The 12,726-nt window shown below is 34.8% G+C and carries 11 protein-coding genes and 1 CRISPR repeat array; of the genes, 4 read left to right on the top strand and 7 right to left on the bottom strand.

The annotated features are described in order from the left end of the window. Window positions 1-119: 119 nt before the first annotated feature. The gene (locus FWJ34_RS13870) at window positions 120-923 is read left to right on the top strand and encodes a pentapeptide repeat-containing protein (RefSeq protein ID WP_308255923.1); all 804 of its coding nucleotides are present in this window, start codon (window positions 120-122) and stop codon (window positions 921-923) included. A gap of 221 nt (window positions 924-1,144) precedes the next feature. Then, window positions 1,145-2,041 carry a HEAT repeat domain-containing protein gene (locus FWJ34_RS13865; protein ID WP_308255922.1) on the top strand — a complete coding sequence of 299 codons (897 nt, stop codon included), beginning with the start codon at window positions 1,145-1,147 and terminating at the stop codon, window positions 2,039-2,041. Window positions 2,042-2,276: 235 nt separating this feature from the next. Here the strand turns inward: FWJ34_RS13865 and cas5 are convergent, their stop codons facing one another. From cas5 to FWJ34_RS13830, 7 genes are all read right to left on the bottom strand, one after another. After that, complete coding sequence (gene cas5, locus FWJ34_RS13860; RefSeq protein ID WP_308255921.1) at window positions 2,277-2,912, bottom strand: CRISPR-associated protein Cas5; 636 nt, start codon at window positions 2,910-2,912, stop codon at window positions 2,277-2,279. 69 nt (window positions 2,913-2,981) lie between these two features. Next, window positions 2,982-3,845, bottom strand: coding sequence for a type I-B CRISPR-associated protein Cas7/Cst2/DevR (cas7i, locus tag FWJ34_RS13855; protein WP_308255920.1), 864 nt, complete (start codon window positions 3,843-3,845; stop codon window positions 2,982-2,984). A 158-nt stretch (window positions 3,846-4,003) separates the two neighbouring features. Further along, window positions 4,004-5,476, bottom strand: coding sequence for a type I-MYXAN CRISPR-associated Cas8a1/Cmx1 (cas8a1, locus tag FWJ34_RS13850; protein WP_308255919.1), 1,473 nt, complete (start codon window positions 5,474-5,476; stop codon window positions 4,004-4,006). Between the two features lie 13 nt (window positions 5,477-5,489). Continuing rightward, window positions 5,490-5,753, bottom strand: coding sequence for a hypothetical protein (locus tag FWJ34_RS13845; RefSeq protein ID WP_308255918.1), 264 nt, complete (start codon window positions 5,751-5,753; stop codon window positions 5,490-5,492). A 251-nt stretch (window positions 5,754-6,004) separates the two neighbouring features. Beyond that, window positions 6,005-8,284, bottom strand: a complete 2,280-nt coding sequence (gene cas3 / locus FWJ34_RS13840) for a CRISPR-associated helicase Cas3' (protein ID WP_308255917.1) — start codon at window positions 8,282-8,284, stop codon at window positions 6,005-6,007. Then, entirely contained in the window at window positions 8,274-8,927 is a 654-nt protein-coding gene (gene cas6, locus FWJ34_RS13835; protein ID WP_308255916.1) for a type I-MYXAN CRISPR-associated protein Cas6/Cmx6, read from the bottom strand. Before cas6 ends, cas3 begins: the two co-directional genes overlap by 11 nt. A gap of 13 nt (window positions 8,928-8,940) precedes the next feature. Further along, the gene (locus FWJ34_RS13830; protein WP_308255915.1) at window positions 8,941-9,906 is read right to left on the bottom strand and encodes a WYL domain-containing protein; all 966 of its coding nucleotides are present in this window, start codon (window positions 9,904-9,906) and stop codon (window positions 8,941-8,943) included. A 234-nt stretch (window positions 9,907-10,140) separates the two neighbouring features. Here FWJ34_RS13830 and FWJ34_RS13825 point away from each other — a divergent pair, with 234 nt between their 5' ends. Beyond that, complete coding sequence (locus tag FWJ34_RS13825; protein ID WP_308255914.1) at window positions 10,141-11,808, top strand: type I-MYXAN CRISPR-associated endonuclease Cas4/Cas1; 1,668 nt, start codon at window positions 10,141-10,143, stop codon at window positions 11,806-11,808. 4 nt (window positions 11,809-11,812) lie between these two features. Next, entirely contained in the window at window positions 11,813-12,106 is a 294-nt protein-coding gene (gene cas2 / locus FWJ34_RS13820) for a CRISPR-associated endonuclease Cas2 (protein WP_308255913.1), read from the top strand. Between the two features lie 250 nt (window positions 12,107-12,356). After that, a CRISPR array of direct repeats spans window positions 12,357-12,683; the repeat unit is 25 nt; unit sequence CTGTTTAACCTTCGATCGCCATTAG. Window positions 12,684-12,726 lie beyond the last annotated feature (43 nt).

Here is a 12,726-nt window from a genome sequence, read left to right as displayed (position 1 = left end):
TTACTATAGTTATTTAGTTAAAATTTATTATAAAACAAAATATTCCTTTTAAATTTTTAAATATTTTAGCAAATAGACACAATTCTTAATTTTTTTTAATGTTAAATTTTTAATTAAATATGTCGTTTTCTCAAACTCATTCAATATCAGAAATTCTCACAATTGTCAAACAAGATAAAAATTTATCTCACGGCAATCTCCAAAATATGGATTTATCAGGTTTGGATTTGTCAGGAGTAAATTTTAGTGAAACAAATCTTATCGGTGTTGATTTTAATAACACAAATCTCACGGGTGCTAATTTTCAGTGTGCGGATTTAAGAGGAGTAAATTTAAAAAATGCTAATCTTACCGACTCCAATCTGAAAAATGTTTTACTACAGAGAGGATTACTTCAAGGTTGCGATTTAACTAATGCTAATTTGGAAGGGACAAAATTAATTCTTGCTTACTATGATAGTGAAACAAAATGGCCTGATAATTTTGATTATAAAAAATCTGGTGCAGTAGGTCCACAAGCAAGTTTAAGTGGTGTTTTTTTGAATACAGCTAATTTACGAGATGTGGACTTAACAGGGGCTAATTTACGAGGAGCTTATCTTAGTGGTGCAGATTTGACAGGAGCTAATTTAACTCGTGTTGCTTTCAGTGGTGCCAATTTGAAATATGCCTTTTTAACAGGGGCAAATTTACAAGATGCCGTCTTTGTCGGTGCAGAATTAGAGGGAGCAGATTTACGGGGTTGTAATTTGAAGGGTACTAATTTTGAAAATCTTAATAGTATTGCTGGTGCAGATTTTTCCTTTGCCCAAGGATTAGATGAAAAAACTAAGGCGATTCTTTCTAGTTTTTCACCTCAAGAATTAAATACTTGGAATGCTTTTACCCGTAATAATACAAAAGCTAGTCTTTCTTTATATTGATAAGTAATAACTAAGTAATATAGCGTTTTTCATTATGGTGAGGTTTGAGGTCTCTATAAATCTTGCTAACAAAGGGATGATCGCCCCTTGCTCGTACTTTGCTTATGTAAAAATTGCTATCAATTATTTTCATAGATAATATGGGCAATGCCTACCCTATATTTGGAATTTGTAAATATTGATCCTTTCTTCCGGTTATGGAAAACTAATAAAATATAAATATGTCTAAAACAGAAATTAAATATACAGCTAACTCTATTCAATTATCGGAAACTGAAACTGATGCTTTACTGGAAAAAGTTGAGCAAAAATTATTTACCCATAGTTTTGATTTTAATGATCATGATACGATCGCAAAAATGGTAGAAAGTATGGGCGACAAACGGGGTATGACTCGCTTAAAATTTGCCGAAAGATTAGGAATAATCGGTAAACCTGCCGTACCATTTTTATTAGAGGCTTTAGCCAATCATCCTAATGCTGTAGTGCGTAGAGCTAGTGCGAAAACTTTAACCTTAATTGCTGATCCTAATGCTGTGCCTAATTTAGTTTATGCTCTTTTACATGATGAAGATACAGTAGTTCAAGGTTCTTGTATTGGTGCATTGGCACGAACGGGAGAAGCATCAGTACCTGAGTTATTAAAAATAATTGCTGATGAGGGACAAAATGAAACCATAAAAGGTCATGCTAGTTGGGCTTTAGCTTTCATCGGTTCACAGGCTTCAGAATATTTGTATCAAGGGATAAATTCAGATTCTATTGATGTTCGTTGTGCTGTAATTAGTGCTTTAGGTAGTTTAGTTCAAGAACAACAAGACGAAGAAGCGTTAAAAATTTTAGTTAATTCTTTAAAAGATTCTGAGACAATTATTCGTTGTGAGGCGGCGGCAATTTTAAGTAAGGTGAATCAACCTTTAGTTGTTACAAATTTAATTGATTGTTTACAAGATTCTGAACCAGAAGTAAGAAAGTCTGTGGCTTTGGCTTTAATGAAAATGGTCGATCGAACAACCTTAGAACCCTTAGAAAATGCCTTAAATAAAGAAACAGAAGAATCTATTAAGCCAATATTTAACCTTGCCATCAATCAAATAAAAAGAAACTTGGAAGAATAATGTAATAGGAGAATAAAGGGATAATGAAATCTTTAAAAATTCTAGAAAAAATGAATTTTTCCGCAGAAGTTATTTAGGGTTTGCTCAAAAACTCAGAAAGCTATTAACATTAAGGGTTAGGGTCTTAATTGGTTACGTTCTAATCCAGAATTGCATAAAGGAATTATCGTCAACAACAGAGTTTCTAAGGCGATCGACAGTATTAATTTTCTTGTTAATTATCTTCAGAATTTTATTAATGCTGGTTATCAACAAGTGATACTGTAACCCAACATTCCATGTTAAATTCCCCCAAAGAAAATCGTTGAAAAGTTCCTCGATTTGTCTCTCTGTCAATCCAAATAGGTAAACCGATTAAACCTCTACTATCAGTATTTAACCAAGTGATTTCACCATCATCTTCCCGATAATATCGAAAACCGTTAACTAAAGCCCAAGACTCTCCAAGGGATAAACCACCAAAACGATTAATTTTTTTGGGAGTAGATAAAGCGATGTTTATTCTATTCTCTAACTTTAATTTACTTAATTCTTCCTCTGAATTTACTTTTATTACTATTTTTAAATCAGTTAGTAATTCTTGAAAATTAGGTTTAGAAAATTGGGCAGAACTATACGTTTGCTGATGTTTTTTACTAAATTTATGACTGCGTTGTTTTCTTAGAATCCGAGAAATTGGCGGAGTCTCACCGATAAAACCGATCGCTAATTTTACTCCTAAATGAGCGGTTAAATCTTCCTCTCCGACAAAGGATAAGAGAAAACCATAAATAGTAGAAGGAGGCGGATAAAGATAGGTTTCCTTATAGTCTCTGGCAAAACTACGGGGAAAGCTAGTACAAGGACATTCTAAATAAAATATGTTATTCATTATTTGACTTGAATATAAAGATAGTGTTACTCCATTCATAAGAAAAAATGGAGTATAAATAATTAGGAATTAGGCTTTGGTAGAAGTAAGAGAAAGTTTGGTTTTAGCTTCTTTTATCGCTTCTTTAATACCTCGACATACTTTCACCCCCAATGATTCTAATTGTTTACCGTAAGGAGTATCGGCAATTTCTCCAGCTACAATTAACTCATCGGGTAGAATATCTTTAACTTCTACCAAACGAATTAGACGAGTACAACCGACAGATTCACCCGTGCGTTTAAAACAATCCATGATCCAAGGACTTGCTTCATCGGTGATACGGATTACCATAGATTCAGGGCGAAAATCATAGAGAAAACGGGCATGATTACCGCCAACGTGCTGAATAGCAGGAATAGCATCTAATAGTAATTCTGCTCTTTCTGGTTTCTTTAAACTCTCAGGAGTAAGAGCGATCGTATATTGATAAGCGGTACAATGAACCTCTGTATTATGAATAGATGTTTTATTTTTCTCCCCTCCTTTAGAACCAAAAACAATATCACCCCAATAGGGATCTAAACTAATAGCACGAGTAACCTCTAAAGCACCTCGTCTTTTAGTAGTAGCATTTTTGTTATCTTTATCCTTTTTAGCATCCATAAAACCGAATAAATCATCGTCAATATAAGTATTAGAATTATATTTCTCATCCTTGATGTTATATTCGTCTTTTTCAGGATCAAAGGTACGATTTACTTCCTTTGGTTGGTAATTTTGTAGATATTCTCGGTAAGCCCAACGGATTGCTTCACCACTAACAGTCGTATATTGGTCTATCCCTCTGGTAATTTTTTGTAAAGTAGATAAGGTGCTTCCGTCTCCTTCCCCTCGATTATTGGCAGCAACAGCAGTAGGTGTGACGATCGTAACAAATATGTGTTTACTCATTTTTTTACTTTAATAAATTTAAGTTAAGGTTAATATTATTTTGAACAAGATATTGTTCAACGCCTAAAGGCAATCTAAGAATTTATGTGAGTTACAACAGTAATAAATAAATGATTGCTATGATCAACGCCTAAAGGCGATCTAAGAATAAGTTATGATTAAACATCGGCTTCAAAAAATTCACTTTCTGAGTCAATTTCTTGCATAACAGTTTCGGGAATTTCGGTTTTACCGTCTTTTCCTTTTCCTGTATAAGTGACGATCGCCAGTAAAGCTAAATCTCTGGCTTGTTTCCAGTTATTATTACGATGTAACCAAAGATAAAGCTCACTACCCACACCTCTAGCTTTACTACTGCGGTAACGACTGAGAACATCCACTAAGGCAGTAGCAAATTCGGGTTGAGTATTAGGACGTTGTAAGCGATAAATTAATTTATCTGTTACTTGTTTATAATCTAATTTTCTTCCTTGTTTCTGGGCTTGAACTATTTGCTCTCTCAAATAGGCACTAAAAGCCCCTTGAATGGCATCAAAAAAAACTTGTTCTTCTTCTGTTAAATATTCAGTCATTGTTACTAATCCTTTACGTTCATAAATTTGATTACTTTTACGAAATTCATAAAAACCTGCATACCAAACCTTATTAGTAATTAGGTTATCGGCAATCCAAGGCAGGACTTTAGACGTAGCTAACCATGTTTCGCCCTTATCATTTTTCCTTATTTGATTAGGAAATAAATAATAGGCATTCTGGTAAAGCTCTAAAACTTTATCAGTTACTTTAATTCGGTAAACTGCCTGTTTAAGATATGATTGATTACCGTCCCATTGTTGTTTTCCTAACTGATAAACTTCGCAAAAATCAACCCTAAATTTTTTGTTATTTTCGATTAATTTTTCTTGTAATAAAAACCTTAATCCCGAATCCCCTGAACCGCTAGAACGGAAATTATTATAACTACGACTCGGATAACGTTGTCTCTGTTTTATCCATTCGAGTATATTCGTTATTTGTGGTATCACTAAAGCAGAACAATAACTGGGTAACTGATAATAATTACAAGCAATGGGAAGAAATAAAAGGCATAAAAAACCTTGGGGTGATTCTTGGTAAGTACCGTTAGCAAAATCTTCTACTAAACCAGGTAAATGATGCCCTTTTAAGTCAATTTTCTGTTTTAGTTTTCCTTTACTATCAAAAATCTCCTTAAAATCTTTGGTGTAGTAACAACTTTCTAAAGGACGAAAATTGAAGCTAATCTCTGGTTTTCCTTCTTCGATAACAAAAGTTTTAGTAACAGGAGTTTTACTTAATCCTCTTTGTTTACTATGTTGTAAAAAAGTCGTTATAATTCCCTCACTAAAAGTATATTTTCCTTGAGTATCTAACTTAAGTACGGGAACATTGAGATAACCCTCTTTTATTTGATAAGTTTGTTCTAGTAACCATGAGATAGCTTCTTTATCAATACAATCCCAAGATAAATTAACCGAATCTTCGGTAACTTCCCATTTTAGGGGTGCAGAATTAGGCTCTAAAACCGATAAAGCTAAACCTAATCCGGCTATACCTGCACGATGAGGAAGTAAGGTGTTGGGATCAAAAATGGATAAGTTTAATTTAATCATGAAAATTAATATTCTAGTTTAGATAAACAAGCCAATAATCTCTATTCTTTTCTCGATGAGAATAATAAATTTCTGTGCTTTGATTTTTATAAGATGTTTTGTAAGATAAATTGTTTTCTCTCTTTGCACGGTTCAGAGTACTACTGGAAATATTTAACTGCTCTCCTACGGTTTTTCTTGGTAAAGGTAAAACTCGCATTGATTTAATTGAACAGTGTCTTATTTTTTCTAATTTTGATGTTGCGTGATCTAATAGAGTTAATTGTTCACCAGTCATTTTCTTTCCCCCTATTTCTTTTATTTTTTTTACCTGAGATTTAGTATATCACTATTTTATCAAAGTGAAGATGAATACATAAAATTATTTTCCAATCCTATCTAGTCCAAAGAAATTTTGATAAGACTGGAATTTGTTTATCGCCTTGAGGCGTTCGGAGGAAAAATTCTGCTGTCTCAGTACAGAAAGTTCAAAGAGCAGAAGAATAGTGATCAACCCTTGAAAAAGCATCAAAGATATATTTACTTCTATCATATCTGTTTACCCTCCTTAATTTCAAATGCTCCTAACTCTAAGGTATAGCCCCAAAGATTACTAGGAGCTATCGGATAGAATTTATGACGTTGCCATGTCTGAGTATTTTTGGCAGGAATCGGCACAGTATAACGAGGTAACTCTTTAGAGGGAATTGATTTAATTTTGCTGAAGTCTTGCTCTAACAAAACCGTTATATTAAACCCTGCTTCTCTCAAAGATGTGGGATAAGTACGCCATTCTCCATCAAGTAAAACCGAGTTTGTTTCAGGTTGGCGGTTATCTTCTATATTTTCTAACCATTGGGCTAATTGAGCTTGAGTAACCTCTTTGCTAAAGGATTCAATTAGTTTTTTGCCCTCATCAAGTTGTTTTTGAGAATAGGGAAACCCTACTTTATCATCGGGGTAGAAAATAGCATCTAGGGCTTTTTCGCAGTATTTTCGGTTAAGTCTTCCTAATCTCTGTATTAACCCTGCAGGTTCTGCTATCTGAGACACTAATAAAGTGGCGGATAAGTCTAAGGACATTTCTGCTACCTGAGTGGCGATCGCCAATATAGGTTGTTTATTTTCTGGTTTAAACGCATCAACAACGGCTCGATGATGTTTTACTCGATCCTCATAGCGATAACGACTATGGTAAAGTAAAGCATTTAATCCTTTAGATTTTGCCTCATTATAGACATCGATAGCGGTATTTACCTGATTACAAACCCATAAAACCTTACCACCGTTACTTAATTCTGTTTCTACCCTTTGCCAATCTGGTTGTTGATAGTAGTGGAAATTATAACGAGAATAAGATTCTAATTCTTTTGAACCTTGTATCACTTCTAGTTTTTCCCCGACAGCTTTTTTGATCGCTTCTAATTGCCAAGGAAGAAAAGAAGCAGACATTAGTAAAATAGGTGCTTTTACCACTTCCAAAAATCTTAATAAAGCACCAAAAAGGCGATCATCGTAACAGTGAACCTCATCAAAAACAAAGGCACTCTGAGCGATAACAGGAAATAGATAGAGAGGTTTACGATTACACTGAATCATTCCTAAAACGGTATCCACAGTACAGACGATCGATTCTTTACCCCATGCTTTGAAGGATTCTAATTTTGTGGCAATCTCATTATCTTCTGCGTCTTCTTCCTCACCAGTAGTATATAAATTAAGTTGAGCTAAATCAACATCTGCACGAGAATGAAGTAAAACTGAGTCTAACTGATTATGAACATAGTCAATAAAACCTTCGGTACTTGTGCCAGTGGTGGGATAACAAAAGATTAATTTTCTCCCAATCGCCTTACTTTTAGCCCAATTATAAGCTCCTAAAGTTTTACCTGTCCCACATCCTGCTCTTCCTAATGTGACTCTAGCCTGACTATTTCCTAAATGTTCTTGAAATGGTCTTAATATCTTTCCATCTAGTCTATTATCAATAACTTGCTGTAATTTTTCTTCGTCAAGAGTTTTAGATATTGATTTATTGGTAATGAAATCTTCCATTGAGAAATTAGTCTGAGCGATAGCAGATGCGATCGCATCTCCTGAGATCACCAGAGCCTTAATTACTGCGACAAGAGCAGCAGGATCATATTGCCATGACTCATAGGCTTCAATAATTTCGTTTTGTTTGGTTTTAATATCTTTGACAGTCCAGACAATCGAGGGTTTTTTACTTAATTTCGGTTTGGGTAAACCCAACTCTTTCATTCCATAATGGATTAAACCCTTAAAACTAGGATAATATTTATTGTTAGAAGTTAGAGTATAAAGGTAAATTTTGTTATCTCCTGCTTGTCTAATTTCCCCTAACTCATCGGTACATTTACCACTTCTACCACCGAGTTTAAGGTGATGTCCTCCTGCGGCAGCTAAAGCAGTCATAAAATCCCCTTCACTCTTTTGTAACCATTCCTTAAATTCCCATGCTAATAACATCGAAGCAGTTTCATGGCGAATCAGTTGAGGGTTGTTCAGTAAATATCTTTTTGGTTCAGCATTGTCAATATTTTGACGGACTACACCCTGAAAATGGTCATTAGCTTTCCCCCAATCATGGATATATCCTGCTAGTTTTGCTGTGGCTGTTAATTCCTTTAAACTACAATTTAAGCCAAATTGATTAATTAAACGATCGCCTAGAGTGTCGATAATAGTAGTAATAGCCTTAATAACATTGGCGGTATGACCAACTAAAGTATATGAGCCTTTCCATGATTGCTGATTTCGCTCATAAGATTTAGCTAATAAAAGATTCGGTACTAATTTAGGTTGCATTATTCACCTCCTTAGTTGGATAAAACCAACCACAACCGAAATGTTTTCTTCCTCCTAAGCCGTAGCATTGCAGTTTAAGGGAATCATCATCATTCAAATCTTCTACGATAACACCATAACCGAGGCAATTTCTACCCTTGATTTTTAATGCTCGTAAGGCTAAATCTCCTTCTTCATTACTGTCAATGAATGGTGTACCTTTAATTTCTAAATCTGATAAAGCCTTCTGACAAGATTGTAAAAAATAGGTAGGAGCAGAATTACTATTCCAATCTTCTAATTTAAAAGTTACTAATCGAGATTTTAGAGTCTTACTTGATTGAGGAATAGTTAACTGGGGTTTTATTAATCTGATTAAATGTCCTCTTAAATCTAAAACTTGATTTTGAAGATAACGATACCATTTATTAGCGTCTTCTGCTGGACACCGTAAACGAAACCGTGACTCTTGATTTAGGTAAATAACTCCTTTTTTGTCAGGAATACCTGAGATACTGCTTATTGAAATTGTCTGATTGAAATTATTGTCTGAAGTTTTTAATTTTTCTAAATCTATGTTTTTGATAGCAGAATATAAGGCGTAACCATGATCTGCGGGAAGAGTTTTACCCCTCAATGAAAATTGTATTTCTAAAAATTCCATGAATTCTCCTTAACTAATAATAATTACTCATTTGTTGAATTTCTTTTCTGACTAAATCCACTAATTCCAAAGGTTCAAAGACGATCGCCCCTGCACCATAACTAAGAATCCAGCGTTTAAGATCATTCAAGCCAGAAGATTGTAAACTTAAAGTAAGTGAACCGTCTTGATGTTCTTCGATTTCTTGGCTAGGATGCCATTTTCTTTCTCTGATAAAAGGGGCAGTTTGAGCATTAAATTTAACTTTGACTGTAAAGATTTTTCCTCCCACTTCGTATTGAAAGATTTGTTGTAAATGTTTTTCTTTGTCAAAATTTGGGTCAATGGTGAAGGTATCAGGTAAAATCTTAATCTCTTTGATGCGATCGACCCTAAACCAACGATAATCTTTTCTCAGATGACAAAAACCGATAAGATAAGGATTAGTCGCACGATAAAGATGTAACAAATAAGGATCAATTACCCTTTCTGATTCTTGATCTCGACTGGCGGTATAGTAACGCATCCATACAGAATGTTTAGTGCTACAGGCTTTTACCAATAACTGCCAAATTTGGGGATCGAGGTTAATCATTTGCGCACCTGATCGAAAAATAACCCTTTCATCGGCTAATTGTTGTAAATCAATCCATGTATCATCTGGTAATCTTTCTGATAACTTTTGAATAGACGATCGCAACTCTTCCTCATAACCTGAACCTGCATAAGCTGAAAGCATCCTTGCTCCCAAAGTTAAGGCAAATAATTCACCTTTACTTAAATTAATGGTAGGTAATCGCCAGTTATTATCGGTATAATACCATCCTTTTTGTTTAGAGTATTTAAGAGGTGCAAGAAATCGATCCCTCAAAAAGTCTAAATCATTGCGAATAGTTCGATCGGTCACTTCAAGAACAGAGGCTAAACTAAAACTGGTTTGCCTTTCTCTACCTCTAATTAAATTGTCTATTTCTAATAATCTTTCCAGATGACGAGACATAAATTTTGACCTTTGAAATTTATATTAACCATAATAAAAACCGAAGTAGGAAAAATTCTTTCCTAGTTAAAAATTTGTTCTTGATAATTGAATCAATTTTCCAGTCTTATATACTTATCAGTGTCAAATTCTCAATTTATGCAATAATTGAAAAATTTTTTTCAGCAAGGAAGTTTTTTTTCCTAGTAGGCTAGTTAAGTTAGTTGCAAAGAAATTTTTACCAAGAGAAAAACTATGTTTGCCACTGATTTAAGCTACCATCAAGAAACGGAAGCAACCCTTCGAGTGTCTGCCCTTCATGCCTTTGCTTATTGCCCTCGTTTATTTTATCTGGAGGAAGTGGAAGAATTATACACTCAAGATGCTTCGGTATTTGCTGGAAGAAGATTACATGAAGAATTAGAGGAAAAAGAAGAGGGAGAATGGCAAGATTTGTATTTGGAGGATGAATATTTAGGATTACGGGGAAGAGTTGATGCTTTAAAAACTATTCATGGTGACATCATACCCTATGAGCATAAACGGGGAAAATGTTATCGTGATGAGAAAAAACAACCTCAACCATGGGAAAGCGATCGACTTCAGATATTAGCTTATTGTTGTCTGATTGAAGCAAGTCAAGGAATCAAAATCAAAGAGGGAAGGATTCGTTATCATGCCGATCATGTTTTAATTCATATTCCTGTCGATGATGAAGCTAGAAAATGGGTTAAAGATACTATTCAACAAGCTAGAGAGTTCAGAAAATCGGTTTATCGTCCCCCTGTAACTAATAATGAACATTTATGCTCTCGATGTTCCCTTGCTCCCGTGTGTTTACCCGAAGAAGCAAGACTTGCCCATAATCAAGAATGGCAACCAGTGCGTTTATTTCCCCAAGATGATGATCGAGATGTAATTCATGTTTTAGAAGCCGGTACAAGGGTTGGCAGAACGGGAGAACAACTGAAAATCAGTCGCCGTAACGAGCCTGACGAAAAATTATCAGTTCAACAAGTAGGGCAAGTGGTGTTACACAGTTTTTCGCAAATATCTACTCAAGCCTTACATTTTTTGAGTGATAAGGAAGTGGGTGTTCATTTTATCTCAGGAGGTGGAAGATATATCGGTAGTGTGGATACTAGAAATGGCAGTATCCAAAGAAGAATCAATCAGTATCAAGCCTTAACGAAACCTGAATTTTGCCTAGGGTTAGCCAAAAAATTAGTTAATTGTCGGGGAGAAGGGCAACGAAAACTATTGATGAGAGGAAAGCGAAATCTTGTCAGTAAGTGTGAGGAGTTGGATTATGCGATCGAACAAATGAAGAAGGTATTAAGACAAGTAGCAAAAGTTGACTCTTTATCTTCTCTGTTAGGTATCGAGGGAAATCTTGCCTCTTTATATTTTGGTGCTTTATCCGAAATTATTAGTAAAAATGTGCCGTCAGAGTTACATTTTGCAACGAGAAACCGTCGCCCTCCTAAAGACAGATTTAATGCTTTACTGAGTTTTGGTTATTCTTTACTAATCAAAGATGTGGTTAATAGTATTTTAACCATAGGTTTAGAACCATCCTTCGGATTTTATCATCAACCGAGAACTCAAGCCCCTCCTTTAGCACTAGATTTGATGGAAATTTTTCGAGTACCTTTGGTGGATATGATCGTTTTAGCGTCCGTTAATCGTCTTCAATGGGATATTAAGGAAGATTTTGATATTCGGGGAAAACAAGTGTGGTTGAGTGATGTGGGAAGAAAAAAGTTTATTGCTTTGTATGAGAAACGTAAAACGGAAACTTGGAAACATCCAGTAACAGGTTATTCTCTCACCTATCGCCGTTTACTGGAGTTGGAAGTAAGACTGCTAGAGAAGGAATGGTGCGGAGAATCTGGTTTATTTGGTCATTTAGTGTTGAGGTAAGATTATGGCGGAGGCAAAAAATTGGTATCTAGTTTGTTATGATATTCGCTGTCAAAAAAGATGGCGTAAGGCTTATAAGTTATTGGAAGGCTATGGGGAGCGAATCCAATATTCGATGTTTCGCTGTTGGTTAACCCAAAGAATGAGAGAAAAGTTGCGGTGGCAATTAGAGAAAATTTTGTCAAAAGAGGATGATTTAATTTTGATTCGTCTTTCTCATCAGTGCGTCCGTGATATTCCTAAATATAATCGCCCGAATACATGGTTATTGGATGAAAATAAGTTCAAGATTCTGTAAAAACAAGTATCTCTGTTTATCAATGGTTAAGAGGAAATAACATTAACTCGATGTCAATGACTATCTTGATTAGAAGATTTTTTACTTATAATAAGGTGCTTGTAAATGCTTGAATGTCGTGTTAAATATTGTTTCTAGCTGATGATATTTTTCGAAAAATTTGCTATATTAATCCCAGAGTTTAAAAAACTTCTTGTACCTTGAAAACTTAAATATCAGCTATTGTACTGTAAGGGTTTCAAGGGACGCTCTGTTTAACCTTCGATCGCCATTAGGCGTTGATCACTTCTACCTCTTGTTTTAATCTTAAATTATTTTTACCGCTGTTTAACCTCCGATCGCCATTAGGCGTTGATCACAATGTGAATTTTTAGTTGACAGCACGGGTAACAGAACTGTTTAACCTTCGATCGCCATTAGTCGTTGATCACTAGTGATAAGATCACCATTATTTTGATTTATTTCTCTCTGTTTAACCTTCGATCGCCATTAGGCGTTGATCACAATTATATCGCTCTAAAAAATTTAGCTTTTTAGCCAACTGTTTAACCTTCGATCGCCATTAGCCGTTGATCACATGGTAAAATTGGGTATGCGTCTGAAGGTTTATCGTTCGTTTA

It is taken from the genome of Geminocystis sp. GBBB08 (assembly GCF_016743215.1).
Classification (GTDB): domain Bacteria; phylum Cyanobacteriota; class Cyanobacteriia; order Cyanobacteriales; family Cyanobacteriaceae; genus Geminocystis.
Note: the sequence above shows the minus strand (reverse complement) of the source record. Positions and strands in the feature narration are given on the sequence as shown.

Coding starts and splice junctions, on each gene's coding strand:
- cas2 (WP_308255913.1), top strand. CDS start 11,813: ATGGCGGAGGCAAAAAATTGGTATCTAGTTTGTTATGATATTCGCTGT.
- FWJ34_RS13865 (WP_308255922.1), top strand. CDS start 1,145: ATGTCTAAAACAGAAATTAAATATACAGCTAACTCTATTCAATTATCG.
- cas3 (WP_308255917.1), bottom strand. CDS start 8,284: ATGCAACCTAAATTAGTACCGAATCTTTTATTAGCTAAATCTTATGAG.
- FWJ34_RS13845 (WP_308255918.1), bottom strand. CDS start 5,753: ATGACTGGTGAACAATTAACTCTATTAGATCACGCAACATCAAAATTA.
- cas5 (WP_308255921.1), bottom strand. CDS start 2,912: ATGAATAACATATTTTATTTAGAATGTCCTTGTACTAGCTTTCCCCGT.
- cas6 (WP_308255916.1), bottom strand. CDS start 8,927: ATGGAATTTTTAGAAATACAATTTTCATTGAGGGGTAAAACTCTTCCC.
- FWJ34_RS13830 (WP_308255915.1), bottom strand. CDS start 9,906: ATGTCTCGTCATCTGGAAAGATTATTAGAAATAGACAATTTAATTAGA.
- FWJ34_RS13825 (WP_308255914.1), top strand. CDS start 10,141: ATGTTTGCCACTGATTTAAGCTACCATCAAGAAACGGAAGCAACCCTT.
- cas8a1 (WP_308255919.1), bottom strand. CDS start 5,476: ATGATTAAATTAAACTTATCCATTTTTGATCCCAACACCTTACTTCCT.
- FWJ34_RS13870 (WP_308255923.1), top strand. CDS start 120: ATGTCGTTTTCTCAAACTCATTCAATATCAGAAATTCTCACAATTGTC.
- cas7i (WP_308255920.1), bottom strand. CDS start 3,845: ATGAGTAAACACATATTTGTTACGATCGTCACACCTACTGCTGTTGCT.